The following is a 23,619-nucleotide window of genomic DNA, read 5'->3' as shown; positions in this document are numbered from 1 at the left end:
CATCGATCCGTCAACTCCAGTGCAGCGCACGAAGGGAGATCCCATGGGATCGGTCCACTCCGGAGAGATAGCGGTCGCCTACGAGGACGAGGGCAGCGGCGATCCGCTGGTGCTCATCCACGGGCACCCCTTCAACCGCTCGATGTGGCGGCCCCAGATCGACCGCTTCAGCCGCGCCGGATGGCGGGTGATCGCCCCCGACCTCCGCGGCTACGGCGACAGCACCGTCGTCCCGGGAAGGACCCCGCTGGAGACCCACGTCCGCGATATCGCCGCCCTCCTGGACCACTTGGGGATCGAGCGGTGCGTCCTCGGCGGGCTGTCCATGGGAGGGCAGATCGTCATGGAGTTCTGCCGGCTGCTCCCGGACCGGATCCGGGCGGTGGTGTTCGCCGACACCTTCGCCCTCGCCGACACGGACGAGGGCAGGGCGGTGCGCCACCGGACCGCCGCCCGCCTCCTCCAGGACGGCATGGACGACTACGCGCGGGAGGTACTGCCGAAGATGATCTCCCCGCGCACCATCGCGCGGCAGCCCGCGGTCGCCGAGCACGTCCTGGGCATGATGCGCACCACCTCCCCCGACGGCGCCGCCGCCGCGCTGTACGGCCGCGCCGAGCGCCCGGACTACACCGGCCTGCTGCCGCGGATCGCCGTACCGGCATGGGTCGTTGTCGGTGCGGAGGACGCGTTCACCCCAGTCGCGGATGCGCGGCTCATCCACGAATCGGTGCCGGGGGCGAGCCTGACCGTCATTCAGGACGCGGGCCACATGCCGAACCTGGAGTGCCCGGACGCCTTCAACGCCGGTCTCGCCCGGTTCCTGGAATCCCTCCGCGAGACGGCTTCCTGACGGTAGGTCAGGCGCATTCCCGGCCGGGGGTTCACCCCCGGCCCCGCCCCCCGCGCATCTCAGTGCGCGTCGCGCATCCCCCGCAGTTGCCGGCGCCGACTCCCGCACTTGCCGCCGACCGACAGGGACGGCGACTCGGGCGGGGCACCTCCCCGCAGACCGCCCCACCGGCACCCCAAATTGGCATCTCACATGCCACTTCTCTATAGTCCAGGTGTGCGACTGACCAAGAGCACCGACATCGCGCTGCGGATCGCCATGCGCCTGGCCGTGCTGGACGACACCGAGGACGCCCCGACCACCCGCGCGGTGGCGAGCGCCATCCAGGTGCCGTACACCCACGCCGCCAAGGTGGTCAGCAGACTCCAGCACCTCGGCGCCGTCGAGGCCCGCCGCGGCCGGGGCGGCGGACTGACACTGACCGCCGCGGGGCGCACCGGCTCGCTCGGCCGCCTGGTGCGCACACTGGAGGGGACCGACGACGTCGTCGGCTGCGAGGACGACCCGCCCTGCCCGCTGCGCGGCGGGTGCCGCCTGCGGGGCGCCCTGCGCACGGCCCAGGAGGCGTTCTTCGCCGCGCTCGACCCGCTCTCCATCGAGGACCTGATCGGCACCCCCACGGGGCCGCTCCTGCTGAGCCTGTCACCCCGCCCCACGGACTGATCCGGGCCCCGCCCACACCAGCGCCCGACTCCCTCGCACCCGACCACGCCACGCCCAAAAATACGCATCCCACATACCACTTTTCCGCCCGGCGCTCGCCCCGCACCGAAGAAGAACTGGAGTGACCCGCCCATGCTCTCCCCGAAGTCCGCCGCCACCGTCAGCGCCACCCTCCCCGCCGTCGGGGCGGCCATCGGCGAGATCACCCCGCTCTTCTACGAGAAGCTGTTCGCGGCCCGGCCCGAGCTGCTCCGCGACCTCTTCAACCGCGGCAACCAGGCGGTCGGCAGCCAGCAGCAGGCGCTCGCGGGAGCCATCGCCGCCTTCGCCGGCCATCTGCTCGCGCACCCGGACACCCGGCCGGACCTCCTGCTGACCCGGATCGCGCACAAGCACGCCTCGCTCGGGGTGCGCGAGGACCAGTATCCGATCGTGCACGAGCACCTCTTCGCGGCCCTCGCCGAGGTGCTCGGCGACGTGGCGACCGACGAGGTCGTGGCGGCCTGGGACGAGGTGTACTGGCTGATGGCGCACGCCCTGATCGCCATCGAGAGACGGCTGTGCGCGGCGGCGGGCGCGGCCGACGGCACGGTGTGGCGGACGTACCGGGTGGCCGGCCGGGTCCAGGAGACCGCGGACGTCGCGACGTTCTTCCTCCGCCCGGTCGACGGTGCGCCCGTACCGCCGCACCGGCCCGGCCAGTACGTCTCCGTACAGGTGCAACTCCCGGACGGGGCCCGGCAGATACGGCAGTACAGCCTGTCGGGGCAGGCGGACGGCGGATTGCGGATCTCCGTCAAGCGGGTCGCCGCCGGCCCGGACGGCACACCGGCCGGCGCGGTCTCCGGCCATCTGCACGACCGTGTCCACGGCGGCGAGACGCTGCGGGTGAGCGCGCCGTTCGGCGACGTGGTGCTGGACGACGGCCCCGGCCCGGTCCTGCTGGCCTCCGCGGGCATCGGCTGTACGCCGATGATCGGCATGCTCGCCCACCTGGCCGCCGACGCCTCCCCGCGCCGCGTCATCGCGGCACACGCGGACCGCTCCCCCGACAGCCACGCCTTGCGCACCGAACTCGTCCAGCTCACCGGCAAGCTGACCGGCGCGACGGCGGAACTCTGGTACGAGGAGGGGGCCGCGCCCGACGCGGCGGCACCCGGCCCGGCCCCTGCGGTGACCGTGCACGGCGGCCGGATGGATCTGACGCGGCTGGACATCCCGGCCGGCACCACCGCCCACCTCTGCGGCCCGGTCTCCTTCATGAAGGCCGTCCGCGCCCAGTTGCTGGCGTCCGGCGTGCGGCCCGCGGACATCCACCACGAGGTCTTCGGACCCGACCTGGGCCTGTGAGCGGCACCGTGCCGGGTGGGCGCCGCGGGCCGCGCCCGGGCGTCACGACCACCCCGGCCCGGCCACCCGCCCGGACGCCAGCAGTGCCGTGTGCGGCAGGAACAGTTCACCGTCCGGCCCGGTGAACTCCCGTGCCAGAACGGTGAACTGACGTCTGATCCGCTCGGCGACATCCGCGCCCCGGCTGATCACGACCTGGCCGATGGTCGCCACTCCGGCCGCCGGGCCGCGCCACCACTCCTCCGGCGTCGTACGGTGCTCCCAGGACAGCGCGGCGCAGCGCACCTCCACCAGCCGCCCCGCCGTACGCAGCAGCCCGGCCAGCCCCTCCTCCGTGCGCGGGAAGTCCTCTTCGGGCGCGAGGGCCGGCAGTTCGGCCGGGCGGCTCACCCCGGCGGCCTGTACGGCGCGGCCTAGCAGCGCCTGGCCCGGTGCGGCGGGGGCGGCCCAGATCGTCAGCGCGACGCGTCCGCCGGGCCGGGTCACCCGCCGCAGTTCCGCGAGGGCGGCCCGGGGCCGGCCGACGTGGTTGAGGACGAAGTTGCCGACGACGGCGTCGAACTCGCCGTCCAGGAAGGGGAGTCGAGGTAGTGCGGCGACCCGGACGTCCGCCTCGGGAACGGCGTGTGCGGCACACCGCACCATGTCCGGTTCGGCGTCCACGGCACTCACCCGCGCGCCGCGCGCGGCGGCCGCCGCGGCGACCGCCCCCGTGCCCGTGCCGACGTCCAGCACCCGTGCGCCCGCACCCACCCCCGCGGCGTCCAGCAGCCGCGGAACCGTATACGCGCACAATCTGCCGAAGCCGTCCGCATACGCCGCGGCCCGTCCCGCCCACGCCCGCCGCTCACTCGCGTCGAACGGCGTCTGCGCCATGGCTCCTTCTCGTACGTCGGACTCCTCGCGCCCACCGGTCGCCCCGTCCACCCGGCTCCCGTCCGCCACCTCGCACCCCTCCTCGACCGGCCCTCCCCGCAACGCAACACCCTCCACACCGACCCCCGCCGCCCCGCGAACACCCCTTCCCCACCCGGACGTTACCCACCCGTAACCTACCGACGGGTTACCCAAGGTAAGCAACGGACCTTACCCTCCAGTCACATCGAGCCGCCGGATGCCCCTCCTGTCCTCGGACAGCGTCCGCGCGGCTCGCATCGAGATCTGGAGCAGAAGATGACGCCCTCCCGCACGACGCTGCGCGCCGCGATCGGCACCGTCTCCGCCGCGGTCCTCACCGCCACCGTTCTCACCGGCGCCCCGGCGCAGGCCGCCGGAGCCGCGGCATCCCACCGCGCCGCCGCGCCCACCGCACCGGCGCGTTCGGCCGCCGCCTTCCCGTCCCTGAAGTTCGTCGACATCAAGGGCGAGGGCGGGATCACGCTCAAGGCGAACGTCTTCACACCGGCCGGTGCCGACGGCACCCGGCGCTACCCGCTCATCGTGCTTCCCACCAGCTGGGCCATGCCGCAGATCGAGTACCTGGCGCAGGCAAAGAAGCTGGCCGACGCGGGATATGTCGTCGTCGGCTACAACGCGCGCGGATTCTGGCAGTCGGGCGGGAAGATCGAGACGGCCGGACCACAGGACATCGCCGACGCCTCCAAGGTGATCGACTGGGCACTGGCGCACACCCCGGCCGATCCGCGGAAGGTCGGCATGGGCGGGGTGTCGTACGGCGCCGGAATCAGCCTGCTCACCTCCGCGTTCGACAAGCGGGTCAAGGCGGTCGCGGCGCTCAGCGGCTGGGGCGACCTCATCGACTCGATCTACAGCGGGCGCACCCCGCACCTCCAGGCGGCGGAGGTGCTGGGCGGCCTGGGCGAACTGACCGGCCGGCCCAGCCCCGAACTCCAGCAGGTCCTCAAGGAGTTCCTGAGCGCCGACATGTCCAAGGAGAAGGACATGATCGCGTGGGGGAAGAAGCGTTCGCCGGCCACCTATGTCGACAAGATCAACGCCAACGGCGCGGCGATCATGCTCGGAAACGCCTGGGGCGACTCGCTCTTCCCACCCAACCAGTACGCCGCGTTCTACGAGAAGCTGAAGGGCCCCAAGCGGCTGGAGTTCCGCCCCGGTGACCATGCGACGGCCGAGGGGCTCGGCCTCTTCGGGCTGCCCAACGACACCTGGACCGACACCGAGCGGTGGTTCGACCACTACCTCAAGGGCGCGGACAACGGCATCGACCGCGAGTCGCCGGTGCTCCTCAAGTCCCGCTCCACCGGCGCCTACGAGGGCTACAAGAGCTGGCAGGACGTACCGTCCGCGCACCGCAGGATCCCGCTCGACGGCAGTCAGCGGATCCGCACCAACCTGGACTCCGGGGCCGACGGCGGGGTGATCTTCCTCTCCAGCATGATGGATCAGTTCCTCAAGCTGCCGCCGATGGCGTCGATCCCGCTGCTGCCGCGCTCGCTGGCCGCCGTGTGGCAGTCCGCGCCGTACGAGACCGGGCAGCGGGTCCGCGGCACCACCCGTCTGCACACCACCGTGACCAGCACCGCCGAGAGCGGCACCGCCATCGCCTACCTCTACGACGTGGGTCCGCTCGGCCTGGGCAAGCTGGTCACGCACGGCCCGTTCACCTTCCACGGCAAGACGCCGGGCCGGCCGTTCGGCGTGGACCTGGACCTCTTCTCCACGGCGTACGACGTACCGGCCGGGCACCGGCTGGCGGTGGTCGTGGACACCGTCGACCCGCTCTACATAGCCCAGAACCCGGCCGGCTCCCGGCTGACGTTCTCCTCCCCGGCGAACGACCCGTCCTATGTGTCGGTGCCGGTGCGCGACTGACCCGTCGCGCCCCGCCCGCACCCGGGCCTACGACCACCGTCCTACGGCCCGCGCCCGAAGCGGCGGGCGGGCACCCGTCGTTACGCTCCGGCCATGAGGACTCTCCCCCCGGCGCGCGACGCCGGGCAACGCAAGCGGGACGCGCTCCGGCGGCTGGAGTCGGACGAGGACGCCTGGGTCTCGTCCGCCTCCGCCGACGGGGCGCCCACCCTGGTGCCGCTCTCGTTCGTCTGGCACCGCGAGCGCCTGGTGATGGCGACCAAGGGGCGGAACCCCACGCCCCGCAACCTCGCTGCCAGCGGGGAGAGTTGGGTGGCGCTGGGGACCACCCGCGACGTGGTGCTCGCCCACTGCACGGCGGAGGTCCTGGCGAGCGACGCGCTGCCGCGGGATGCCGCGGACGCGCTCGGGGCGAAGCTCGGCTGGAACCCGTGGGGCCGCGAGCGGTGGGTCTTCCTGCGGTTCACCCCGCGGCGGCTGCTGGTCTGGCGCGAGGAGAACGAACTGGCCGACCGGGAGCTGATGCGGGACGGCGTCTGGCAGGTCTGACGCCGCCGGCGCCCCGGTCGCCGCCCGGAACCTCCGCATACGGCATGATCACGGCATGGGACACCGCGACACACCGCCGCCCGGCCGGCGCCGGCACCCGCACCTGCCGACGACCGAGGCCGCGGTCACCGCGATCCGGGACGTCGCCGGCGAGTACGGCCTGGAGCTCACCGTCACCGACGACATCGGCGCGGACCGGACCTCACGGCGCACCGCCGCCGGGGCGTTCACCGTCCTCGACCCGGACGGCTCGCTCCCGCACGAGGCGTTCGTGGAGCTGGGCGGCACCCCCGCCGTCACCGTCCTGCTCTACCCGGAGGACGACGCGAGGATCACCGTGGACGCGGTGGACTTCGCCGATGTGCCCCGGGACGCGGTACCGGCGTTCCTGCGCGCGGTCTACGGCGACCTGGCGTATGTCAGGAGCCGCTTCTTCCCGCCGGGGCAGTGGCTGATCGTGCCGCTCCCCGGCGACGAGACCTACAAGGAGCTGATCGGGCACGCCGCGCTCAGCCCGTGGATGGCCCGCCGGTTCCGCTGAACACGCCGCCGGGCAGGGCCCGTTCAGCCCCGCGCCCGGTGGTCCCCCGGCAGCAGCGTGCCCGGCTGGGGCGCGGCCACCTCGTCCGCCGCCGCCTTGGGACTGCGCCGCTGCCGCCCGGCAACCCAGTGGGCGAGCCAGGACAGCAGCATGCACATCCCGATGTAGACCGGCGAGATGACCAGCACGACCGGGATGAACGGCAGGTCGTAGTCGAGGTTGGACGCGATGAGCTTGCCGGCGTGCAGGAACTCCTCGTAGGTGATGAGGAAGCCGAGCGAGGTGTCCTTCAGGGCGACCACCAGCTGGGAGATGATCGCCGGCAGCATCGCCCGGACCGCCTGCGGCACCAGGACGTACGTCATGACCTGGGTCTTGCGCAGGCCCAGGGCGTAGGCGGCCTCGCCCTGGCCGCGTTCGACGGAGTTGACGCCGGTGCGGAAGACCTCCGCGAGCACCGAGCCGTTGTACAGGGTCAGCCCGCTGACCAGCGCCGTCAGCGGGGCCATCTGCAGCGCCACATAGACGAAGAAGATCATCACGAGCACGGGCATGGCGCGGAAGAACTCCACCAGCAGCGTGCACACCCGGCGCAGCGGCCGGTGCACGGACAGCCGGCCCGCCGCGAGCACGGCGCCCAGCGCCAGCGACAGCACCGCCGCGAGCCCGAAGGCGCGCAACGTGTTGCCGAGGCCGGTCAGGAGCAGGTCCTGGATGCCGCGGTAGAGGAAGGGGGTCCACTTCGCCGCGGTGAACTGGTGCGTGCGCCACAGCAGCGAGACGATCCAGACGAGCAGGGCGAGCAGTACGGCCGTCGAGCCGAGCCCGTAACACCGGTGCCGCCGGCGGGCCCTGGGGCCCGGCAGGTCGTAGAGGGCGGTGGTCATCGGGCGACTCCGTAGTGCTTCTCCAGCGCGTTGAAGAGCGCGCCGATGGTCAGGGTCACGAGCAGGTAGCCGACGGCGATCCAGACGAAGGACCAGACGATGCCGTACCCCATCTCGTTGAGCGGCTTGTAGACGCCGAGGAGTTCGACGACGCTGAACGAGCCGGCGATCGCGGAGTTCTTGGCGAGCGCGATCAGGGTCGAGCCGATGGGCGGGATGACCGACCGGAACGCCTGCGGGAGGACCACCAGGCCGAGCGTCTGCACGAAGGTCATGCCCAAGCTGCGGGCGGCCTCGCCCTGCCCGGCCGGCACGGTGTTGATGCCGGAGCGCACCGCCTCGCAGATGAACGCGGAGGTGTAGCAGCCCAGCGCGAGGACGGCGAAGAGCTGGAAGGGCAGCACCAGCCCGAAGCGCGGCAGGCCCAGCAGCACGGCGAAGAACAGCAGGGTCAGCGGGGTGTTGCGCAGCACCGTCACCCAGACCGTGCCGAAGATCCGCAGCGAGCCGACCGGCGCGACGCGGAACGCCGCCATGACGAAGCCGAGGACCAGGGCGAGCAGCGAGGCGAAGACGGTGAGTTCGACGGTGCCCAGCAGGCCCTGCCCGTAGAGGGAGAGGTTGTCGAGAAGAACGTTCATCGGTCGGTCCTGGTTCCTCGTGGGGCCGGTGTCCTCAGCCCGCCGGGTAGCGGTCGATCGGGGGCGGCTGCGGCGCGGGCACACCGGACACGCCCAGCGTGGCGTCGTAGGCGGCCCGCCAGCTGCCGTTCTTCTCGGCGGCGGCGAGCGCGTCGTCCAGCGCGAACCGCAGCGCCGCGTCGCCGCGCGGTACGCCGATGCCGTACGGCTCCCGGGAGAACGGCCGGCCGGCCACCTTCAGCTCGTCGGGCACCTTGGCGGCATAGCCCAGCAGGATCGCGTCGTCGGTGGTGACCGCGTCGACCTGGTAGGTGAGCAGGTTGTCCACGCAGACCGAGTAGGTGTCGTAGGCGACCAGGACGGCCTGGGGGTAGTCGGCCCGGATGCGCTGGTAGGCGGTCGAGCCGGCCGCCGAGCAGACGCGTTTGCCGGCCAGGTCCTGCGGGCCGTGGATGTCGTGCTCGTCGCTGCGGACCAGGAGCGACTGGCCCGCCATGTAGTACGGGCCGGCGAAGCCCACCTGCCGCCTGCGCTTGGCGTTGATGGTGTACGTACCGACGTAGAGGTCGATCTGGCCGTTCTGGAGGGCCGTTTCGCGGTTGGCGGAGGCGATGGTGCGGAACACCACGGACCGCTCGGGGAAGCCGAGCGCGGCGGCCGTCATCCTGGCGATCTCGATGTCGAAGCCGCTGTAGGTGCCGGTGGCGGGGTCCCGTTCGCCGAGGTAGGGCTGGTCCTCCTTGACGCCGACGACGAGCCGGCCGCGGCGCGCGGCGGCCCTCCAGGTCGGGGAGGCGGGCAGCGAGAAGTTCCGGGCGACGGGGTACGTCGGCAGGTCACTGCCCCTGGGGCCCTTGACGGGCGGGCTGCCGGGCCGGCCGCAGCCCGTAGCGGCGAGTACGAGGACCACCAGGCCCAGGAGGCAGGCGACGGCGGCGCGGCGGGCACGGGCGGTACGGCGGTGCGCGGGCGAGGTGGGCGGATGCGGCATCGCGGGCGCCCCGTTCAGTGCTTGAGGATCTTGGAGAGGAAGTCCCTGGCGCGTTCGCTGCGGGGCGCGGTGAAGAACTCCTCGGGGGTGCGGTCCTCGATGATCCGGCCGTCGGCCATGAACACCACGCGGTTGGCGGCGGAGCGGGCGAAGCCCATCTCATGGGTGACCACGACCATCGTCATCCCGTCCCGGGCGAGCTGCCGCATGACCTCCAGCACCTCGTTGATCATCTCCGGGTCGAGGGCCGAGGTCGGCTCGTCGAAGAGCAGCGCCTTGGGTTCCATGGCGAGTGCGCGGGCGATGGCGACCCGCTGCTGCTGGCCGCCGGAGAGCTGCGCCGGATACTTGTCCGCGTGGGCCGCGAGCCCGACCCGGTCCAGGAGTTCGCGGGCCCGCCGCGCCGCCTCGTCCTTCTTCTGCCGGCGCACCTTGACCGGCGCCAGCATCACGTTGGCCAGCACGGTCTTGTGCGCGAAGAGGTTGAACGACTGGAAGACCATGCCGACTTCGGCCCGCAGCGCGGCCAGCGCCCGCCCCTCTTCGGGCAGCGGTACGCCGTCCAGCTCGATGCTGCCCGACTCGATGGTCTCCAGCCGGTTGATGGCCCGGCACAGGGTCGACTTCCCGGACCCGGAGGGCCCGATGATCACCACCACCTCCCCGCGGCCGACGGTGAGATCGATGTCCTGGAGGACGTGCAGTGCGCCGTAGTGCTTGTTGACCCCGCGCAGTTCGATCAGCGCCTCAGCGGCCATATGGAGACCTGCCCCCTGTCGTCCGTGCAGCACAGGGCCCGCAACTTACCCGTACACATGGGGCGATAAGCCGCTGACACGCATGGAGGGGACCTATTGCGGCATCGGGCGCCGGGGCAGGACCGCGCCGCCGCCCTGCCGGGCACCCGCGGGGACCGCGCCGGCGGATCAGCCCTCGGCCACCTCGGCGTACACCTGGGACAGTTCGGGCGCGCCGTCGTCGGCCCACTCATGGCCGGCCGCCACCACGTCGATCTCCCGGCCGGACTCCAGCCGCACCACCGGCTGTCCGTCCGGCCACACGTGCCAGACGGCGCCGCGCACCGTGCGGACCACGACCGTACCGAGATAGAGCCCCGCGTCGTTGCCGAGCCAGGGCAGCACCTCCGGGTCGTCCCGCCACACCGGCTGCAACTGGTCGAGCGCCTCCAACGAGCCCACGGAGTCGTCCAGTTCGACCCCCGCGGCGGCCGCCTGGTCACGGAGCAGCTCGCACTCGGACAGCAGCTGGACAACGCTCTCGGGGTCCGCGCGCACCGACTCCGCCAGCGGCACCGAGCCGGCCCGCTGCGCGCGCCCGCGCCACCTGTCCAGGAAAGACATGTTCATGGTGCGAGGGTCCCACCCGCCCACGCGCCAGGGCCACAGGCGCGCGGCGCGGCGCGCACGCCACCTCACCACCTCCGCACGCCTCCCCGGCGGGCGGTGGGCAGCGAGCGGCGGGCTTCGCCTAGACGTCCAGGTCCACCACGACCGGGGCGTGATCCGAGGCGCCCTTGCCCTTCCGCTCCTCGCGGTCGACATAGGCGTCCGAGACGGCCTTGGCGAACGGCGCGTTGCCGTAGACCAGGTCGATGCGCATGCCCTTGTTCTTGGGGAAGGCGAGCTGGCGGTAGTCCCAGTAGGTGTAGGGCCGGTCGTACTTCAGGGGGCGGGGCACCACATCCGTCAGGCCGGCCTCCCGCAGGGAGGCCAGGGCGGCGCGCTCGGCCGGCGTGACATGGGTCTGGCCGACGAAGACGGCGGGGTCCCAGACGTCGTCGTCCGTCGGCGCGACGTTGTAGTCGCCGAGGACCGCGAACGGCCGGGCGCCGGCCGCGTCCTCGGCGACGGCCGTCCTCAGCGCCTCGAACCAGCCGAGCTTGTAGACGTAGTGCGCATGGTCGACCTCGCGCCCGTTGGGGACGTAGACCGACCAGACGCGGGCCGGGCCGCAGGTCGCCGAGACGGCGCGCGGCTCCTGCACGCCCTCGTAGTCCGGGCCGCCGGGCAGCCCCTGGAGCACGTCCTCCAGGCCCACCCTGGACAGCAGCGCCACGCCGTTCCACCGGCCGCTGGCGTTGACCGCGGCCTCGTACCCCAGCTCGCGCAGCTCGTCGTAGGGGAACTGCTCGGCGGAGCACTTGGTCTCCTGGATGCACAGCACGTCCGTGCCGGTGCTCTCCAGCCAGGCCAGCAGCCTCGGCAGGCGGGCGGTGATCGAGTTGACGTTCCAGGTCGCGATGCGCATGTCTGCCAACCTACAACCCGGCACCGACAGCTACCCCACCTCGGTGCCGGTGCCCGGGGCGAGCCGGCCGTGGTCGGTTCCGCCCAGCTTGTCGATCAGGGAGTCGTAGATCGGCCGGGCGTGGTCCTGGAGCAGGCTGTCGTGGATGTCGACGGCCCTGCGCGGCGCCACCTCGCGGACGTAGTCGATGATCTCGGCGACCTTGTTCCAGGGGGCGTGGACGGGCAGCAGCAGGGTGTCGACGGTGCGGCCCTCGGGGACGGTGAGCGCGTCGCCGGGGTGGAACACCGAACCGTCCAGCAGGAAGCCGACGTTCGTGATGCGCGGGATGTCCGGGTGGATCACGGCGTGCAGCTGGCCGTGCACCTCCACCTCGAAGCCGGCGGCGGTGAACGTGTCGCCCTCCCCCACGGTGTGCACCCGCCCGGGGAACGCCGCGGAGATCTGCTCGGCGACGCTCGCCAGGGTCCAGATCTCGGCTCCCGGGTTGGCCTCCATACCCGCCCGGAGCCGGGCCTGGTCGAAGTGGTCCATGTGCTCGTGGGTGACCAGGATCGCGTCCGCCCCGACGGCCGCGTCCGTCTCGCTGAAGCCACCGGGATCGATGACCAGCGTCCGCCCGTCCTTGGTGATTTGGACACAGGCGTGGGTCTTCTTGGTGAGTTCCATGGGGCCATCCTGCCGCCCGGCGGCCGCGGGCGGGCGGCCATCGACCGGCCCCGGCCGATCACGGCCGACCACGGCAGTCCCGCCCTCACCCGCCACAGGCGCCCCTCACGCCTCCGGTGTCGTCTCCTCCCGTATGACCCGCTGGGCCACCGCGAAGGCGGAGTTGGCGGCGGGGACGCCGCAGTAGACCGCGGTGTGGAGGAGGACCTCCTTGATCTCGGTGGGGGTGAGGCCGTTGCGGAGGGCGGCGCGGGTGTGCAGCGCGAGCTCCTCGTAGTGGCCGCGGGCGACCAGCGCGGTGAGGGTGATGATGCTGCGGGTGCGGCGGTCGAGGCCGGGGCGGGTCCACGTCTCGCCCCAGGCGTAGCGGGTGATGAAGTCGTGGAAGTCGGCGTTGAAGTCGTCGGTGGCGGCCTCGACGCGGTCCACGTGGGCGTTGCCGAGGACCTCGCGGCGGATCTTGATGCCCTGCTCGTACGTACCGCCGCGGACCTGGGCGGGCTGGCTGAGGCCGGACTCGATGGCGGCCGGGGCCGTCGTCGGCATCGGGGGCGCGATCTGGGCCTTGGGGGCGGCGGCGCCGATGGCGGCCGGGCCGGCGGGGCCGGGCTTGTCGTGCCAGGCGGTGCTGAAGTGGCGGATGAGGAGTTCGGTGACCGCCGCGGGCTGCTCGACGGGGGCCAGGTGCGAGGTGCCGGGGACCAGCGCCAGACCGGCGTCCGGTATGCCGGCGACCAGGGCGCGGGCGTCGGTGGTCGGGGTGACCTGGTCCTCGGAGCCGACGACGACGAGGGTGGGCACGCCGACCCGGCCCAGGGAGGACCGCACGTCGTAGGCGGCCAGCGCCTCGCAGGCGGCGATGTAGCAGCCGGGGTCGGTGGTCCGCACCATCTGGACGGCCCATTCGACGATGGCGGGCTGGGCGCCGGCGAAGCCCGGGGTGAACCAGTGCTCGGGCGCGGTGCGGGCGATCGGGTCGAGTCCGTTGGTCCGGATCACCACGCCGCGCTGGCGCCAGGCGTCGGCGGTTCCGTAGCGCGGCGACGAGGACACCAGCGCCAGGGAGGTGACGCGGTGCGGGCGGGTGAGGGCCAGCTGCGTGCCGATGGCGCCGCCGATGTTGCAGCCGGCGTAGCCGAAGCGCTCGACGCCCAGGAGGTCGAGGGTGGCGATCAGCCGGTCAGCTACTTCCGCGATGGACGTCGCCGCGTGGGCGGGCGATCCGCCGTGACCGGGCAGGTCGAAACGGATGACCCGCCACTGGCGGGTCAGCTCGGGGATCTGCCGGTCCCACATGTGCCATGTGGTACCGAGCGAGGCGCCCAGTACGAGTACGGGGGCGTCGTCGGGACCGTCGATCCGGTGCTGCAGGGTCTTCTCGCTCACCCGACCACGCTACCGACTCCGTGACGCGGTCCTGACACCCGGGTCAGGACCGCCCCGGTGACCGGGCGGAACGCCGTGGGCCGCCGGGCGGCGGAGCGCGGCCCTCAGAACGTCACGGTGGAGACGACGTAGACGACGGGGTGGCCCGGTTCGTCGTTGCTGACCATGATCTGCTGGGTGGGCAGCGGCGCCTTCCTGGCGACCGTGGTGCCCTGCCAGGGCCAGTCGGCGTCGAAGTCCCAGCCCACCTTGGCCGCCTGTGCGGGCGGGATGGTGATCGCGTCCTTCTTGAGGGCCGCGGTGCTGGAGCCGACGGCCGCGAGATAGTGCGCGAGGCCCCACTCGTCGGTCCGGAACTGCACGAACAGCGAACTGGTCTGCCAGGAGTTGGTCTCGTAGTAGTAGACCGGCGTGGAGCCGATCGGTACCGGGACGTTGTAGACCCGCTGCTGGAGCTTGGAGGGGAAGGCGTTGGTCAGGCCGGTGGCGGCGGCCTCCGCCTCCTTGTCCTCGCCGCTGTCGCGGCTCTGCTCGGCGGAGATCACGAGGTAGCCCGCCGGCATCGTGACCAGCAGGAAGATGATCAGCGCCTTGAGGAACGGCCGGCGGCGCTTGGGGCGGGGCGGCAGCGCGGTGTGGTCGTCCCGTACGGACGGCAGGTCGTCGTGCATGGGGGGCAGGTCCGGTTCCGTCATCGGCGGCCGGACCGTTCGTAGCGCTCGTAGCGCTCCACTCGGCGGCGGTTGGCGCGCCGGAAGCGGCGGGCCACCAGGCGGGCCAGGTCGGCGGCGCCCACCATGCCGGCCTCGGGGCCCAACTGGGCCTTGGCGATGGTGGCTTCGGGGCGGTAGCCGCGGCCGGTCAGATGGCGCCGGAAGGCGTCCCTGGCCGGGCCGATCAGCAGGTCGTCGGCGGCGCTGACGCCACCGCCGATGACGAAGCAGGAGGGGTCGAGGGCGGCGGCGAGGTTGGCGATGCCGACGCCGAGCCACTGCCCGATGTCCTGGAGGAGTTCGACGCACATGGCGTCGCCCTCGCGGGCCAGCTCGGTGATCAGCGGTCCGGTGATGTCCTGGACGCGCCCGCCGACCCGCTCGATGATGTTGTACGCGACCGGGGAGTCGGCGGCGGCCAGCTCGCGGGCCTCCCGCACCAGGGCGTTGCCGGAGCTGTACTGCTCCCAGCAGCCGCGGTTGCCGCAGGGGCAGCGGTGGCCGCCGGGCACGACCTGCATATGGCCGAACTCGCCGGCGACACCGTACTTGCCGCGCTTGACGGCACCGTCCTCCAGGATCGCGCCGCCGATGCCCGTGCCGAGCGTGATCATGACGAGGTGGTCCTGGCCGCGGCCGGCGCCGAACCGCCATTCCGCCCAGGCCGCGGTGTTGGCGTCGTTGTCGACCATGACCGGGACCGCCAGCCGGCCCGCGAGGCGGTCGCGGAGCGGTTCGTTGCGCCAGTTCAGATGCGGGGCGAAGAGCACCCGGGAGCGGTCGGCGTCGACCCAGCCGGCGGCGCCGATGCCCACGGCGTGCACGTCGTGCCGGTCGGAGAGGTCGAGCACCAGCTCGGTGATGGTGTCCTCGACGACCTTGGGGCTCTTGGACTTGTCCGGCGTCTCGGTGCGGACCTTCTCCAGGATGGTGCCGTCGGCGTCGACCACGCCGGCCATGACCTTGGTGCCGCCGATGTCGATGCCGACGGTGGGCACGCGCGGGGCGGTCAGGTGGGAGCGGCGCTCCCGGGTGCCGACCGTGCGCAGCACGGTGGCTCTGGCGGATCCTCGGTGCACCCGGTCCCGGTACATGCTCATGGGCCCACCTCTTCGCCGTTACGGCTGCCGTTACGGTCGCGGCGGCTGAGTGCTCGCAAGAGTCGTCTCGTCCCTGCGGGGTCTCGGGGAGGCCGGGGGCCTCGGCGCGGATGGTCCGCTGCGATTGTGCATCAACCGCGCCGTCCGGCGCACCGCGACGTGGGGCGAGGGGCCCCGCGGCGGCCGGAGGGCCGACGCGGGGCGCCGCCGTGATCACTCGGGGCGGTGGCCTCCCGGGAATTCCGGGGTCTCCGTACGGGCGAGCTCGTGGCTGAGCTGTTCCAGCTCGCTGCCGCCCGCCATCTGGCGGGTGAGCTCGTCCAGCGCGATCTCCGACTTGAGGTGGCTGCCGGCCATGGTGCCGCGCTTGAGGAGGACGAAGCGGTCGCCGACGAGGTAGGCGTGGTGCGGGTTGTGGGTGATCAACACCACGCCGAGCCCGGCGTCGCGGGCGGCGGCGACGTACTTGAGGACCACGCCGGACTGCTTGACGCCGAGCGCCGCCGTCGGCTCGTCCAGGACGAGGACCTTGGCGCCGAAGTAGACGGCGCGGGCGATGGCGACGCATTGACGTTCGCCGCCCGACAGGGTGCCGATGGGCTGGTCGACGTCGCGTAGGTCGATGCCCATCCGCAGCAGCTCGCTGCGGGTGGTCTCGCGCATGGTGCGGACGTCGAGCCGTTTGAACGGGCCGAAGCCGGTGGTCGGCTCGGAGCCGAGGAAGAAGTTCCGCCACACCGGCATGAGGGGGACGACGGCCAGGTCCTGGTAGACGGTGGCGATGCCGCGGTCCAGGGCCTCGCGCGGGGAGCCGAGCCGGGTCTCCTCGCCCTCGATGGCGAAGGTGCCGGCGTCGTGCTGGTGCAGCCCCGCGATGATCTTGATGAGGGTGGACTTGCCGGCGCCGTTGTCGCCGAGGACACAGGAGATCTCGCCCGCGTGCACCTCCAGCGACACGCCTTCCAGCGCCTTGATGTTGCCGTAGAGCTTGCTGACGTCCCGGAGTTCGACCAGCGCGGTCATGATGTGGCCTCCGCCCGCTTGCGGACCCAGGCGTTCAGCAGCGTGGCGAGCAGCAGCATCGCGCCGAGGAAGAACTTGTACCAGTCCGGGTTCCACTGTGCGTAGACGATGCCCTTGCTGGTCATGCCGAAGATGAACGCGCCGACGGCGGCACCGATCGCCGAGCCGAAGCCGCCGGTCATCAGGCAGCCGCCGACGGCCGCCGCGATGATGTAGAGGAACTCGTTGCCGACGCCGTCGCCGGACTGGATCGCGTCGTACGAGAACAGCAGGTGCTGTCCGGAGATCCAGGCGGCGAGGGCGACGCCCATGTAGAGGCCGATCTTGGTCTTGGTGACCGGGACGCCGACCGCCCGCGCGGCGTCCGCGTTGCCGCCCACCGCGAAGATCCAGTTGCCGACCCTGGTCCGCAGCAGGATCCAGGTGGCGACCGCGACCAGCACGATCCACCACACGATGGTGATCTGGATGTCGACGTTCCCGATGGTCAGATGCGAGGCGAAGAGCGCCCGCGCCGAGTCGAAGCCCTCCATGTCGGCGATGGACTTCGTCGAGACGGTGCCGCTGATCAGCTTGGTGAAGCCGAGGTTGAGGCCGGTCAGCATGAAGAAGGTGCCGAGTGTGATGACGAAGCTGGGCAGCTTCGTACGGGTCAGCAGGAGGCCGTTGAGGACGCCGAAGGCGAGGGTGACCACGAGCGAGACCCCGACGCCGACCCAGGTGTTGGCGGTCATCTGGTAGCTGAACATCGACGAGATCAGCGCCGAGCTGACGACCATGACACCGGCCGACAGGTCGAACTCGCCGCCGATCATCAGCAGCGCGACCGGGACGGCCATGATGCCGATCGTCGAGGACGCGTAGAGGACCGTGGAGAGGCTGGAGGCCCGCAGGAACGGTTCGGCGGCGATCGAGAAGAAGAGGAAGACCGCGACGGCGCCGACCACCGAGCCCAGTTCGGGCCGGCCCATCAGCCGTCGCGCCAGCGAGCGGTGCAGCAGCCGTTCGTCGCCCGCGCTCTTCGACGGCCGGGCGGGCTGCCGGGGAGGTGCGTCGGTGTGGCTCATCGGGTCCCCCGCTTCGTGTAGTCCAGGAGCGCGTCGGCGTCCTTCTTGGTGATCACCTGGGGTCCGGTGAGCACCGGCTTGCCGCCGCCGAGGACGTCGGAGTTGTACTTGTACAGCCACAGCAGGTCGACCGCCTCGTATCCCTGGAGGTAGGGCTGCTGGTCGACCGCGAAGCCCAGCGAACCGTCCTTGAGACCGGTCGCGACCTGCGCGTTCAGATCGAAGGTGTCCACCTCGGCCTTACTGCCGGCCTGCTCCCTGGCCTTGACGGCGGTGGGGGCGAAGGGCGCGCCGAGGGTGACCACCGCGTCGATGGACGGGTCGGCCTGGAGCTTGGACTCGATGGACGCCTGGACGTCGGGCATGTTGGTGCCGTCCACGTACAGCTTCTGCAGATCGCCCTTGAACGTCTGCTTGGCACCGTCGCAGCGCTGCTCGTGGCCGACGTTGCCCTGCTCGTGCAGGACGCACAGCGCCTTCTTCTTGCCGCGCTTGTTCAGCTCCTCGCCGACCGCCTCGCCGGCCACCGTCTCGTCCTGCCCGATGTGGCTGAGCGCGCCGAACGCCTTGGACTCGTCGGCGCCGGAATTGACCGTGATCACCGGGATGCCGGCCTTCTCGGCCTTGAGGACGACGTCCTTCATGGCGTCCGGCTTGGCGAGCGAGACGATCAGCCCGTCGACCTTCTGGTCGATGTAGGACTGGACGAGCTGGCTCTGCCGCTGGGCCTCCTTGTCGTGTGCGTAGACGAACTTGATGTTGTCCTTGACGGCGGCCTGCTGGGCGCCGTTCTGCACGATGTCCCAGAAGGTGTCGCCGTCCCCGGAGTGGGTGACCATCGCGAAGGTCCACCGGGGGGTGTTGACCGCGGCCTTGCCGCCGGCGGCCTGGGCGGCGCGCGCGTCCTCGGCGCGCTTGCCTCCGGTGCTGCTGCATCCCGCCAGGGAGGCGCCGAGCACCGCTGCCAGCACGGCGCACACGACGCGTCCTCTTCTTCCTGCCTTTGCCACGAGGACTTGCCCTTCCCGCTGTTGTCGCTGTGCCGGCCGCGTGCGCCGGCCCGTCCGTGCCGGCGGTGCGTGCCGTTCCTGCCGTTCCTGCTCTGTCCGCTGTCGCCCCGGCTCCGGCCGGCCGGGCCGGGCAACCTTCCAAGTATCCGTTACCGGCGATCTGTACCGGTTCATGGGGTCCCGCCTTCCCTTCTCCGTCACCGGGTGCCACGCCCTGTGTACTGCTCCAGCTCCGGTACGTCCTTGCCGGTGACGATGGCCGGCCCGGTGAGCACCGGCTTGCCGCCGCCGAGGACGTCGGCGTTGTCCCGGTGGAGCCGGAGCAGGTCCACCGCCTCGTACCCCTGGAGGTACGGCTGCTGGTCCACCGCGAACTCCACGTCCTTGGCCTTGAGGAGCTTGACCACCTCGGCGTTGAGGTCGAACGTCGCGATCCGCGCCGAGCTGCCGGCCTCCTGCTTCGCCTTGACGGAGAGGGACGCGATGGGCGCACCCAGTGTCACGACGGTGTCGAGGGAGGGGTCGGCCTGGAGTTCGGCCTGGATGGAGGACTGGGAGGCGGGCGCGTTGGTCCCGTCGACGTCGAGGGTGTCGACCTTGCCGTGGAACGCCGCGCGGACACCGGCGCAGCGGTCCTCCAGCGACACGTTGCCCTGCTCGTGGATGACGCAGAGGACGTGCCGGGCGTGCCGGTTGTTCAGCTCGTCGCCGACCGCGCGGCCGGCCACCGACTCGTCCTGCCCGATGTGCGCGAGCGCCCCGTATGCCGCGGAGAACTCGCCGCCGGAGTTGACCGTGACGACGGGTATGCCCTGTGCCACCGCCTTCTGGACGGCGGCCTTGACGGCCTCCGGTTTGGCGAGCGTGACGATCAGCCCGTCGACCTTCTGGTCGATGTAGGACTGGATCAGCTCGGCCTGCCGCGAGCCCTCTTTGTCATGGGCGTAGAGGAACCTGACGCCGTCCTTGGCGGCGGCCCGCCGGGCACCGTTCTGCACGATGTCCCAGAAGGTGTCGCCGTCCCCGGAGTGGCTGACCATCCCGATGGTCATGTGTGCCGCGCCCGCACGCCCGCCGCTGCCGCCGGGCGTGCTCCCGGCCTTCCCGCCGGAGGTGCCGCATCCGGCGAGCAGGGCACCGGCGGCCAGTAAGGCGACGACGGTACGGAGGGTCGCGTGCCGAGCAGATACGGGTCGAGCCTTGCGCGCGCAGATCATCGTGGACCGCCTTCGCTCCCCGGCCGCCGGATTGCGGCTGGAGGAGTTCTAACGGCGCGCGTCCCGCCACGTCAATAGTTTGTCCGAACATTCTGACGCGAGCGGGGTGGCGGGACGGGGAGCGGGTCGGGCGGCGGCCGGCCCGGCGCCCCGCGCACGCGGGCAGCCGGAAGCACCGCTCACCGGCGGACGAAACCGCTGGTCAGCGCGGATGGGACCGTCTCAGGGCCGGACCAGCAGCTGGAACTCGAAGGCGTAGCGGGACGCGCGGTAGACGTGCGAGCCGAACTCGACCGGGCGGCCGGTGTCGTCGAAGGTGGTGCGCTGCATCGTCAGCAGCGGCGCGCCCTCGGGCTCGTCGAGCCGCGCGGCCTCCTCGGCGGTCGCCGCGCGGGCGCCCACCGCCTGGCGGGCGCTGTGCAGGGTGATCCCGGCCGACCGCATCAGCCGGTACAGGCCGGTCTCCTCCAGGGCGGCCGTCTCCAGCTTGAGCAGCCCGACGGGGAAGTGGTTGCGCAGGTGCGCGACCGGCTCGCCGTGGGTCAGCCGCAGCCGCTCCACCAGCGCCACCTCGGCGCCCTCGGCGATGCCCAGCGCGGCGGCGACCTCGGCGTCCGCCTCGGTGGTGGTGTTGAGCAGCACCCGGGTGGCCGGCTTCTGCCCGGCCGCCTCCAGGTCGTCGTAGAGGCTGCTCAGCTCCAGCGGGCGCTTGACCTGGCTGTGGACGACCTGGGTGCCGATGCCGCGGCGGCGGACCAGCAGCCCCTTGTCCACCAGCGACTGGATCGCCTGGCGCACCGTGGGCCGGGACAGGCCCAGCCGGCCGGCCAGGTCGATCTCGTTGCCGAGCAGGCTGCCGGGCGCCAGCCTGCCGTTCTCGATCGCGGCCTCCAGCTGCTGCGACAGCTGGAAATACAACGGCACCGGGCTGTTCCGGTCCACGCTGAACTGGACGGGGCCCTCGGCTCCCACGGCTTGTGCATCGCGTTTCCCCACGCCGGCGAGCGTATCCGCCCGCGCAGATGACGGGAAGTCCGTAGGTCACATTGTCCGGACAAGGTGGGTCGGAACCATTCGGGCGGACCCGGCCGGGCACCGGCTCGCGGACACCGCCGCGATCCCGTTCACCGCACTGCTCGACGAGCCGTTCCTGGCGCTCCCGGAGAGCGCGGGCGCGCTGCGCGACTCCTGGCCGGCGGTGTCCGAACGCGGCGGCCGGCCGGTGCGGACCGGTGCGGTGGTGGCCGGTGCGGGCGAGACGTTCGAGGCGGTGGAGGCCGGGCTGGGCGTGGTCCTGCCGGCCGCCGGGAACGCCGCGCTCTACCGGCGCCCCCGCGTGGTCGCCCGCCCCGTCGGCGGCCTCTCCCCCAGCCGGCTCGCGCTGGCCCGGCGCCCGGACGACCACCGGACGGTGCTCCGCGACGTCATTGAGGCGGTACGGCAGCTCCCGGTCCCGTAGCCTCCGTCACATCCGGCCCACCGCCCGGCGCCCCGCCTTCGAGGAGCCCCCGTGTCCGTACGCCGTGTCGTCCCCGATATCCACCTCGCCCCCGGCGGCGCGCCGGACGCGCTGGCCGAGAACCGCGCCTTCTACGGCCTGCTGGGCTTCGAGGAGGTGATGAACCACGGCTGGGTGATGACCCTCGCCTCGCCCTCCCACCCCACCGCGCAACTCACCTTCATGACCCGCGACGAGACCGCGCCGGTCGCCCCCGACCTGAGCATCGAGGTCGAGGACGTGGACGCGGTGTACGCCGCGGTGCTCGCCTCCGGCGCGCGGATCGTGCACCCGCTCCAGGACGAGGAGTGGGGTGTCCGCCGCTTCTTCGCGGTGGACCCGAACGGCCAGGTGATCAACGTCCTGGGGCACCGGCCCCCCGACTCCACCGCCCCGTCCGACCCCGACAACTGACGCCTGACCAGCCATCACTGACTGCTCGTCACTTCCCCATCCACGCACCCTCGTACTTCCGGTACGTGCCGTCGTGCGTGGCCAGGTGGACCCACTGGTTCACATACGCCAGGAACGCGTCGTCGCCGCGGGGCAGCGCGTACGCCTTCTCGGAGAAGGTGAACGGCCGGTCCGGGTGCACGGCGCACAGCTCGGGGTGGACCCTGGCCTGGTAGCGGGTCTCGCTGGCGTCGGTCATCATCACGTCCGCCCGGCCGGCGACGATCTCGTCGAAGATCGTGGTGTTGTCCGGGTGGACCGTGATGGTGGCCTTCTTGAGGTGCGCGCGGGCGAACTGCTCGTTGGTGCCGCCGGGGTTGACGACGACCCGTGTCCCGGGCCGGTCGATCTGCTCCAGGGTCCGGTACCGGTCCTGGTCCGCGCAGCGCACGATGGGCGTCTTGCCGTCGGTGCGGGTCGGTTCGCTGAAGTACACCGCGCGGGCCCGGGCGAGGGTGACGGAGACTCCGCCCATGCCGATGTCGCAGCGGCCGGCCGCGAGGTCGCCGACGAGCTTCGCCCACGTGGTGGGGACGTAACGGGGCGTGGCGTCCAGGCTCTTGGCGAGGTCCCGGGCCATGGAGATGTCCACACCGCTGTAGGCGCCGGTCCTGGGGTCGCGGTAGCTGAAGGGGCGGTAGTCGCCGGTGGTGCACACACGCAGCACCCCGCGGCGCGGGACGGCGTCCAGCAGGCTGCCCGGCCGCCGGTCGGGCTGGTCTGCTGCCGACGCCCCCGCCGCCGTCACCCCGGCGGTCGGGGCGGCCCCCGGGCTCGGGGCGGGGGTGGCGTACGAGGCCGCCGGGGCGGCGGTGGCGAGGGCGAGCAGGCAGGCGAGGGCGGGGAGCAGGACGGCGCGCTTCATGGTGGGCTGACTCCTGATCAGGTGAGCGGAGCGCTCAGGGTGGCAGAGCCGCTGCGCCAGGTGAACCCCCCGCCCCTTCAGTAGGACGGCACCGGCCCACAACTCCCCGTCCCGCTCCCCCGGTTCGGCCCCGGTCAGTCCCCGTAGAGGTCCATCGTCCTCTCGCCGCCCGGCTGTTCCGGCACCGCGTCGGCGAGCCGTACGAGGAGGTCCGCGGCGCGCTTGGCGACGGTCTCGCGGTCCCCCTCCGACAGGGCCGAGCCCATCCCCACCGCGACGGCGCCCGCGGCGATCCACTCCGGCGCGGCCTCCACCGTCACCCCGCCGGTCGGCAGCAACGGCGCCTGCGGCAGGGCGGCGCGGACGTCGCTGATCCAGGACGGGTGGCGTCCGGTGGCCGGGAAGAGCTTGAGCGCGTCCGCGCCCAGCTCCAGGCCCCGCACGATCTCGTTCGGCGTCGAGACCCCGGCGAAGACCGGGACGCCGTAGCGGTGGGCGGTGCGGATGACCTCGGCGTCCAGGCTCGGCGAGACCAGGAAGCGGGCGCCCGCGTCCACCGCCATCCGGGCCGACACCGCGTCAAGGACCGTACCGGCGCCGATGACGGCGTCGTCGCCCAGCTCGCGGGTGAGGGTGGTCACCGCCTCCAGGGCGAACGGGGTGGTGAGGGATATCTCCAGGCTCGTGATGCCGGCCGACAGCAGGGTGTCGGCGGTGGCACTCGCCTCGTCGTACGTGGCGCTGCGGACGATGGCGAAAACGCGCTGCGCCAGTGCGGCCCGGGTGATCTCCCAGCGATACACGGCAGTTCGCCGCCCTTCCTTCTTCTCCGACGCTCGCTGCCGCTGCGACACGGCTCGCGACAGACCCAGCACTTCCCGGGGCGCGCCGCGCCGGCTGACCGCTACTGGCCCGTATGCCGCCGATGCCCGCCCACTCCTCGTATCCACCGAAACGCTACCGGCAACCACTGACAATCCTCCCTCGGGGTGCGCCCCTGTGCGCCCCTTCTGCCGAGAATGGGCGAAGGAGAGGGAGAAGTGGCAGGTGAGGCCCGTAAGTCCGGGGGAGCACAACGGCGG

The 23,619-nt window shown here is 72.2% G+C and carries 26 protein-coding genes; 8 read left to right on the top strand and 18 right to left on the bottom strand.

The annotated features are described in order from the left end of the window. The first annotated feature begins 43 nt into the window (after positions 1-43). The 3 genes from ACO1BR_RS27730 to ACO1BR_RS27720 all read left to right on the top strand — a co-directional run bounded on the left by ACO1BR_RS27730 (position 44) and on the right by ACO1BR_RS27720 (position 2,866). Positions 44-853, top strand: a complete 810-nt coding sequence (locus tag ACO1BR_RS27730) for an alpha/beta fold hydrolase (RefSeq protein ID WP_426797834.1) — start codon at positions 44-46, stop codon at positions 851-853. A gap of 216 nt (positions 854-1,069) precedes the next feature. Continuing rightward, a complete protein-coding gene (locus ACO1BR_RS27725) occupies positions 1,070-1,516 on the top strand; it encodes an RrF2 family transcriptional regulator (RefSeq protein ID WP_426797833.1) in 447 nt (148 codons plus the stop codon). A gap of 132 nt (positions 1,517-1,648) precedes the next feature. Further along, the gene (locus ACO1BR_RS27720) at positions 1,649-2,866 is read left to right on the top strand and encodes a globin domain-containing protein (protein WP_426797832.1); all 1,218 of its coding nucleotides are present in this window, start codon (positions 1,649-1,651) and stop codon (positions 2,864-2,866) included. 42 nt (positions 2,867-2,908) lie between these two features. Here the strand turns inward: ACO1BR_RS27720 and ACO1BR_RS27715 are convergent, their stop codons facing one another. Next, positions 2,909-3,742 carry a class I SAM-dependent methyltransferase gene (locus ACO1BR_RS27715; RefSeq protein ID WP_426797881.1) on the bottom strand — a complete coding sequence of 278 codons (834 nt, stop codon included), beginning with the start codon at positions 3,740-3,742 and terminating at the stop codon, positions 2,909-2,911. A gap of 297 nt (positions 3,743-4,039) precedes the next feature. On the opposite strand from ACO1BR_RS27715, the gene ACO1BR_RS27710 reads away from it, so the two are divergent. The 3 genes from ACO1BR_RS27710 to ACO1BR_RS27700 all read left to right on the top strand — a co-directional run bounded on the left by ACO1BR_RS27710 (position 4,040) and on the right by ACO1BR_RS27700 (position 6,749). Next, positions 4,040-5,659, top strand: a complete 1,620-nt coding sequence (locus ACO1BR_RS27710) for a CocE/NonD family hydrolase (RefSeq protein ID WP_426797831.1) — start codon at positions 4,040-4,042, stop codon at positions 5,657-5,659. Between the two features lie 93 nt (positions 5,660-5,752). Continuing rightward, positions 5,753-6,208 carry a pyridoxamine 5'-phosphate oxidase family protein gene (locus ACO1BR_RS27705; RefSeq protein WP_426797830.1) on the top strand — a complete coding sequence of 152 codons (456 nt, stop codon included), beginning with the start codon at positions 5,753-5,755 and terminating at the stop codon, positions 6,206-6,208. A 55-nt stretch (positions 6,209-6,263) separates the two neighbouring features. Then, positions 6,264-6,749 carry a hypothetical protein gene (locus tag ACO1BR_RS27700; protein WP_426797829.1) on the top strand — a complete coding sequence of 162 codons (486 nt, stop codon included), beginning with the start codon at positions 6,264-6,266 and terminating at the stop codon, positions 6,747-6,749. 23 nt (positions 6,750-6,772) lie between these two features. Here the strand turns inward: ACO1BR_RS27700 and ACO1BR_RS27695 are convergent, their stop codons facing one another. The 15 genes from ACO1BR_RS27695 to ACO1BR_RS27625 all read right to left on the bottom strand — a co-directional run bounded on the left by ACO1BR_RS27695 (position 6,773) and on the right by ACO1BR_RS27625 (position 20,717). Beyond that, complete coding sequence (locus ACO1BR_RS27695; protein WP_426797828.1) at positions 6,773-7,636, bottom strand: amino acid ABC transporter permease; 864 nt, start codon at positions 7,634-7,636, stop codon at positions 6,773-6,775. Continuing rightward, entirely contained in the window at positions 7,633-8,277 is a 645-nt protein-coding gene (locus tag ACO1BR_RS27690; protein ID WP_426797827.1) for an amino acid ABC transporter permease, read from the bottom strand. Before ACO1BR_RS27690 ends, ACO1BR_RS27695 begins: the two co-directional genes overlap by 4 nt. 34 nt (positions 8,278-8,311) lie before the next feature. Beyond that, positions 8,312-9,268 (bottom strand): glutamate ABC transporter substrate-binding protein, encoded by a 957-nt coding sequence (locus ACO1BR_RS27685; protein WP_426797826.1) that lies wholly within the window; start codon positions 9,266-9,268, stop codon positions 8,312-8,314. Positions 9,269-9,282: 14 nt separating this feature from the next. Beyond that, entirely contained in the window at positions 9,283-10,026 is a 744-nt protein-coding gene (locus ACO1BR_RS27680; protein WP_159507370.1) for an amino acid ABC transporter ATP-binding protein, read from the bottom strand. Positions 10,027-10,194: 168 nt separating this feature from the next. Then, entirely contained in the window at positions 10,195-10,635 is a 441-nt protein-coding gene (locus ACO1BR_RS27675; RefSeq protein ID WP_426797825.1) for a DUF6278 family protein, read from the bottom strand. A gap of 121 nt (positions 10,636-10,756) precedes the next feature. After that, positions 10,757-11,536, bottom strand: a complete 780-nt coding sequence (locus ACO1BR_RS27670; RefSeq protein ID WP_426797824.1) for an exodeoxyribonuclease III — start codon at positions 11,534-11,536, stop codon at positions 10,757-10,759. 30 nt (positions 11,537-11,566) lie between these two features. Continuing rightward, positions 11,567-12,205: an MBL fold metallo-hydrolase gene (locus ACO1BR_RS27665; protein WP_426797823.1), complete on the bottom strand. Its 639-nt coding sequence runs from the start codon at positions 12,203-12,205 to the stop codon at positions 11,567-11,569. A 105-nt stretch (positions 12,206-12,310) separates the two neighbouring features. Next, a complete protein-coding gene (gene pcaC, locus ACO1BR_RS27660; RefSeq protein WP_426797822.1) occupies positions 12,311-13,591 on the bottom strand; it encodes a 4-carboxymuconolactone decarboxylase in 1,281 nt (426 codons plus the stop codon). A 104-nt stretch (positions 13,592-13,695) separates the two neighbouring features. Further along, complete coding sequence (locus ACO1BR_RS27655) at positions 13,696-14,286, bottom strand: hypothetical protein (protein ID WP_426797821.1); 591 nt, start codon at positions 14,284-14,286, stop codon at positions 13,696-13,698. Next, positions 14,283-15,404 (bottom strand): ROK family glucokinase, encoded by a 1,122-nt coding sequence (locus tag ACO1BR_RS27650; RefSeq protein ID WP_159507376.1) that lies wholly within the window; start codon positions 15,402-15,404, stop codon positions 14,283-14,285. The genes ACO1BR_RS27655 and ACO1BR_RS27650 overlap by 4 nt, the downstream gene beginning before the upstream one ends. A 213-nt stretch (positions 15,405-15,617) precedes the next feature. Beyond that, on the bottom strand, positions 15,618-16,427 hold the full coding sequence (locus ACO1BR_RS27645) for an ATP-binding cassette domain-containing protein (protein WP_426797820.1): 810 nt from the start codon (positions 16,425-16,427) through the stop codon (positions 15,618-15,620). Continuing rightward, on the bottom strand, positions 16,424-17,494 hold the full coding sequence (locus ACO1BR_RS27640; RefSeq protein ID WP_426797819.1) for an ABC transporter permease: 1,071 nt from the start codon (positions 17,492-17,494) through the stop codon (positions 16,424-16,426). Before ACO1BR_RS27640 ends, ACO1BR_RS27645 begins: the two co-directional genes overlap by 4 nt. Beyond that, on the bottom strand, positions 17,491-18,465 hold the full coding sequence (locus ACO1BR_RS27635) for a sugar ABC transporter substrate-binding protein (protein WP_426797880.1): 975 nt from the start codon (positions 18,463-18,465) through the stop codon (positions 17,491-17,493). Before ACO1BR_RS27635 ends, ACO1BR_RS27640 begins: the two co-directional genes overlap by 4 nt. A gap of 236 nt (positions 18,466-18,701) precedes the next feature. Next, positions 18,702-19,721, bottom strand: coding sequence for a sugar ABC transporter substrate-binding protein (locus ACO1BR_RS27630; RefSeq protein ID WP_426797818.1), 1,020 nt, complete (start codon positions 19,719-19,721; stop codon positions 18,702-18,704). A 222-nt stretch (positions 19,722-19,943) separates the two neighbouring features. Further along, complete coding sequence (locus ACO1BR_RS27625) at positions 19,944-20,717, bottom strand: GntR family transcriptional regulator (RefSeq protein ID WP_426797817.1); 774 nt, start codon at positions 20,715-20,717, stop codon at positions 19,944-19,946. Between ACO1BR_RS27625 and ACO1BR_RS27620 the strand changes: the two genes are divergently transcribed. Both ACO1BR_RS27620 and ACO1BR_RS27615 read left to right on the top strand, forming a co-directional pair. Beyond that, positions 20,602-21,180, top strand: a complete 579-nt coding sequence (locus tag ACO1BR_RS27620; protein ID WP_426797879.1) for a LysR substrate-binding domain-containing protein — start codon at positions 20,602-20,604, stop codon at positions 21,178-21,180. The two genes, ACO1BR_RS27625 and ACO1BR_RS27620, sit on opposite strands and share 116 nt — an antisense overlap. 51 nt (positions 21,181-21,231) lie before the next feature. Continuing rightward, positions 21,232-21,633: a VOC family protein gene (locus ACO1BR_RS27615; protein ID WP_426797816.1), complete on the top strand. Its 402-nt coding sequence runs from the start codon at positions 21,232-21,234 to the stop codon at positions 21,631-21,633. A 28-nt stretch (positions 21,634-21,661) separates the two neighbouring features. Here ACO1BR_RS27615 and ACO1BR_RS27610 read toward each other — a convergent pair whose 3' ends face one another. Further along, positions 21,662-22,537: a transporter substrate-binding domain-containing protein gene (locus ACO1BR_RS27610; protein ID WP_426797815.1), complete on the bottom strand. Its 876-nt coding sequence runs from the start codon at positions 22,535-22,537 to the stop codon at positions 21,662-21,664. A gap of 134 nt (positions 22,538-22,671) precedes the next feature. Further along, positions 22,672-23,340 (bottom strand): bifunctional 4-hydroxy-2-oxoglutarate aldolase/2-dehydro-3-deoxy-phosphogluconate aldolase, encoded by a 669-nt coding sequence (locus ACO1BR_RS27605; RefSeq protein WP_426797814.1) that lies wholly within the window; start codon positions 23,338-23,340, stop codon positions 22,672-22,674. Positions 23,341-23,619 lie beyond the last annotated feature (279 nt).

Source organism: Streptomyces sp. YGL11-2 (assembly GCF_050054615.1).
Classification (GTDB): Bacteria; Actinomycetota; Actinomycetes; order Streptomycetales; family Streptomycetaceae; genus Streptomyces.
Note: the sequence above shows the minus strand (reverse complement) of the source record. Positions and strands in the feature narration are given on the sequence as shown.

What these genes read in the sequence shown, in the direction of transcription:
- ACO1BR_RS27730 (WP_426797834.1), top strand. Translation starts at nt 44, where the DNA reads ATGGGATCGGTCCACTCCGGAGAGATAGCGGTCGCCTACGAGGACGAG.
- ACO1BR_RS27720 (WP_426797832.1), top strand. Translation starts at nt 1,649, where the DNA reads ATGCTCTCCCCGAAGTCCGCCGCCACCGTCAGCGCCACCCTCCCCGCC.
- ACO1BR_RS27715 (WP_426797881.1), bottom strand. Translation starts at nt 3,742, where the DNA reads ATGGCGCAGACGCCGTTCGACGCGAGTGAGCGGCGGGCGTGGGCGGGA.
- ACO1BR_RS27710 (WP_426797831.1), top strand. Translation starts at nt 4,040, where the DNA reads ATGACGCCCTCCCGCACGACGCTGCGCGCCGCGATCGGCACCGTCTCC.
- ACO1BR_RS27705 (WP_426797830.1), top strand. Translation starts at nt 5,753, where the DNA reads ATGAGGACTCTCCCCCCGGCGCGCGACGCCGGGCAACGCAAGCGGGAC.
- ACO1BR_RS27700 (WP_426797829.1), top strand. Translation starts at nt 6,264, where the DNA reads ATGGGACACCGCGACACACCGCCGCCCGGCCGGCGCCGGCACCCGCAC.
- ACO1BR_RS27695 (WP_426797828.1), bottom strand. Translation starts at nt 7,636, where the DNA reads ATGACCACCGCCCTCTACGACCTGCCGGGCCCCAGGGCCCGCCGGCGG.
- ACO1BR_RS27690 (WP_426797827.1), bottom strand. Translation starts at nt 8,277, where the DNA reads ATGAACGTTCTTCTCGACAACCTCTCCCTCTACGGGCAGGGCCTGCTG.
- ACO1BR_RS27685 (WP_426797826.1), bottom strand. Translation starts at nt 9,268, where the DNA reads ATGCCGCATCCGCCCACCTCGCCCGCGCACCGCCGTACCGCCCGTGCC.
- ACO1BR_RS27680 (WP_159507370.1), bottom strand. Translation starts at nt 10,026, where the DNA reads ATGGCCGCTGAGGCGCTGATCGAACTGCGCGGGGTCAACAAGCACTAC.
- ACO1BR_RS27675 (WP_426797825.1), bottom strand. Translation starts at nt 10,635, where the DNA reads ATGAACATGTCTTTCCTGGACAGGTGGCGCGGGCGCGCGCAGCGGGCC.
- ACO1BR_RS27670 (WP_426797824.1), bottom strand. Translation starts at nt 11,536, where the DNA reads ATGCGCATCGCGACCTGGAACGTCAACTCGATCACCGCCCGCCTGCCG.
- ACO1BR_RS27665 (WP_426797823.1), bottom strand. Translation starts at nt 12,205, where the DNA reads ATGGAACTCACCAAGAAGACCCACGCCTGTGTCCAAATCACCAAGGAC.
- ACO1BR_RS27655 (WP_426797821.1), bottom strand. Translation starts at nt 14,286, where the DNA reads ATGACGGAACCGGACCTGCCCCCCATGCACGACGACCTGCCGTCCGTA.
- ACO1BR_RS27650 (WP_159507376.1), bottom strand. Translation starts at nt 15,404, where the DNA reads ATGAGCATGTACCGGGACCGGGTGCACCGAGGATCCGCCAGAGCCACC.
- ACO1BR_RS27645 (WP_426797820.1), bottom strand. Translation starts at nt 16,427, where the DNA reads ATGACCGCGCTGGTCGAACTCCGGGACGTCAGCAAGCTCTACGGCAAC.
- ACO1BR_RS27640 (WP_426797819.1), bottom strand. Translation starts at nt 17,494, where the DNA reads ATGAGCCACACCGACGCACCTCCCCGGCAGCCCGCCCGGCCGTCGAAG.
- ACO1BR_RS27630 (WP_426797818.1), bottom strand. Translation starts at nt 19,721, where the DNA reads ATGATCTGCGCGCGCAAGGCTCGACCCGTATCTGCTCGGCACGCGACC.
- ACO1BR_RS27610 (WP_426797815.1), bottom strand. Translation starts at nt 22,537, where the DNA reads ATGAAGCGCGCCGTCCTGCTCCCCGCCCTCGCCTGCCTGCTCGCCCTC.